This is a genomic window from Zunongwangia pacifica, assembly GCF_023499215.1.
GTDB classification, from domain to species: Bacteria; Bacteroidota; Bacteroidia; order Flavobacteriales; family Flavobacteriaceae; genus Zunongwangia; species Zunongwangia pacifica.
In genome coordinates, this window is sequence record NZ_JAKHSK010000086.1 from 1 (window position 1) to 2,544 (window position 2,544).

At 42.8% G+C, this 2,544-nt stretch carries 2 protein-coding genes; both read right to left on the reverse strand.

Annotated elements, in window-relative coordinates:
- Positions 1-93: 93 nt before the first annotated feature.
- Positions 94-822 (reverse strand): IS21-like element helper ATPase IstB, encoded by a 729-nt coding sequence (gene istB, locus L1967_RS22125; protein WP_249603660.1) that lies wholly within the window; start codon positions 820-822, stop codon positions 94-96.
- A gap of 24 nt (positions 823-846) precedes the next feature.
- Complete coding sequence (gene istA, locus L1967_RS22130; protein WP_249603661.1) at positions 847-2,370, reverse strand: IS21 family transposase; 1,524 nt, start codon at positions 2,368-2,370, stop codon at positions 847-849.
- Between the last annotated feature and the right edge of the window lie 174 nt (positions 2,371-2,544).

Genomic DNA, 2,544 nt, shown 5'->3' on the forward strand with positions numbered 1-2,544 from the left:
TGGATGAGCCGGTCAAAGTGAACCACATGCGCCGGAGGAAAGTGAGCATAGCAAACTAAGTGCTCAAAATCGATTCTACTGTGGTTAAATTTACTATTTATTTTTAAGTTTTTTCCTCATTGATTCCCCTTTGATATCTATTCTGTGAGCCGTATGAACCAGACGATCCAATATGGCATCTGCAATGGTCTGTTCTCCAATGATCTCGTGCCAGGCCTCTACCGGTAACTGGGAGGCTATTATAGTAGATTTTTTTCCGTGCCTATCTTCAATAATTTCCATCAGGGAGTGCCTGTTAATATTATCCAGACCTTTAAGTCCAAAGTCGTCAAGTATGAGCAGATCCTGTTTTTCGATCTTGTTTACCTGCTTTAAATAAGAGCCATCGGCCTTGGATGTTTTAAGCATGGTAAAGAGTTTAGAAGTGTTGAAGTACAACGTTTTGAAGCCTAGGGAACAGGCCTGATGCCCTATGGCGGATGCCATATAGCTTTTTCCTGCTCCGGTGCTGCCTGTGATTAAAATATTATCCTTTTGTGTTATAAAGTCGCAGGTTGCAAAACGTTGTATTTGGTTTCTATCGATATTCCGGTCGTGAGTATAATCGATATTTTCCATAACGGCGCTATATCTGAAGCGGGCTGTCTTAGTTAGGCGTTCTACCTTTCGGTTCTGGCGATCGTCCCATTCTGACTGAATGAGATAAGCTATGAGTTCATCATTGGTGTAATCCACGCTCTGCGGGGATAAACTGGAGCTAAAGGCCCTGATCATACCGTGGAGCCTTAATTGTTTCATTTGTTCTAAGGTTTGCGTATTCATATACTTGGTTTTACTGGTTTATTTCTATTTGTAGTAATGGCCTCCCCGGATGTTCTTGTGATCGGGCAGGACTATTTCCTCTTCGAGGTTTTCATCGAGATTATCCCAGCCTTTTTTTAGGATGCGATCAATAATGTTGTAATTATATGCCCCATAATCAGAAGCTCTCTTACAAGCATTATCCAGGCGCAGGTTTCCTACCTTCTTTGCCAGGTGTAGTATACCTAAACAGGATTTATAGGATTGTTCCGGATGTTGTTTTTTATCCAGTATTTCAATGATATACGCTTTACAGTGTATTCCGATATGAGCTGCCCAGGCGATAAACTTTTCAGGGCTCCATTCACTTACAAACCTATGGTGTGATGGCATGTGTTCCTTAACCGTAGTGTAGGCGTATTTCTTTTTCTCTCTTGGATGTGCAGCCAGGCGTTCAAATTTATAGAATACCTCCACCAGGCTATCGGAGTAGATGATTTTGATACGTTTTCCTATATGCTGGTAGGGTACGCTATAGTAATGCTTGTCTTTACTAAAATAGATGTGACTGTTCTTGTGCACGGTACCATTGGCATAGGCTTTTATTTCATATCGCTTTAAGGGCAGAGATTTTAATTCCTGTTTCTCCACCTGGTCGAATAAAGAACGTCGGGAGTACTCTCTTCCCCGGAAGGACATTTCATTATGTGTTTTCAGAAGTTCGAGTATGGCCTTATTGATTTCTGGTACGCTATGGAAGGTCTGGTGGCGTAGCGGTGCAAATACCCTGGTATATATTATCCGTACAGCGTTCTCTACGATGGCCTTATCCCTGGGTTTATATGTTCTTGTGGGCAGTACGGCGGTTTCATAATATTCCGCAAAATCAGAGAAGGTCTCATTGACCTTGGGTTCATAACGGCTCCCTTTGGTTACCGCGGATTTCAGGTTATCAGGTACCAGGGCATTGGGTACTCCTCCATAAAACCAAAGTGCATTCTCCACGCTACGTATAAAATCTTCTTTCTTTTGGCTCGGCGAGGCTTCCACATAGGTATATTGGCTACTGCCCAAAACGCACAAAAAAACTTCCAGATCCTGCACTTCTCCGGTGTCACGATCCACAATGCTAAGTTTCTTGCCGGTGTAATCAATAAATAGCTTATCGCCGGCCTTATGGGTAAGGTGCATCACTGGTGATACTTCTTTGGTCCACTGATGGTACCAGTACTTGAACTGGGATAACTTAAAGCCATCAGGATGTTTTGCGTAATACTCCTGCCAGAGCAGTTGCCTGGTTACTCCCGTCTTACGCAATTCCTTATCAAAATAGGGAAAGTACTTCTCCAGGGTAAGCAATTGAGCACTCTTTGGTTTTTGATCGGACTTAAAAAGCCTGTGTAACTCTTCAAGGGTCATGGCAGAGACCTCGTAGCTTGTAAACTGGTAACGCTGAAAAAAGGCGATGTACTTAGTGATGGTGTTACGTGATAAACCCAGCCTCAAACTTATCTGGCGTTTACTCACGCCCTGGCTGTATAACGTAAAAATCTGTTTTACTTTTCGCATATCTATTTGTTTGTTGGCCATGGTCTTTTTTACAAAAAAAGACATTTGGTTCCTTACAAATAGAATCGACTTTTTAGTGGCTCACTTTATCCCGGCTAAAGTGGCTCACGTTGACCCGGCCAAGGTGGTTCACTTTCATCCGGCCAGGGTGGTATACTATGACCGTTTTTTGCA

Excerpts from the sequence above, each read along its gene's own strand:
- istA (WP_249603661.1), bottom strand. The coding sequence starts at position 2,370 with ATGCGAAAAGTAAAACAGATTTTTACGTTATACAGCCAGGGCGTGAGT.
- istB (WP_249603660.1), bottom strand. The coding sequence starts at position 822 with ATGAATACGCAAACCTTAGAACAAATGAAACAATTAAGGCTCCACGGT.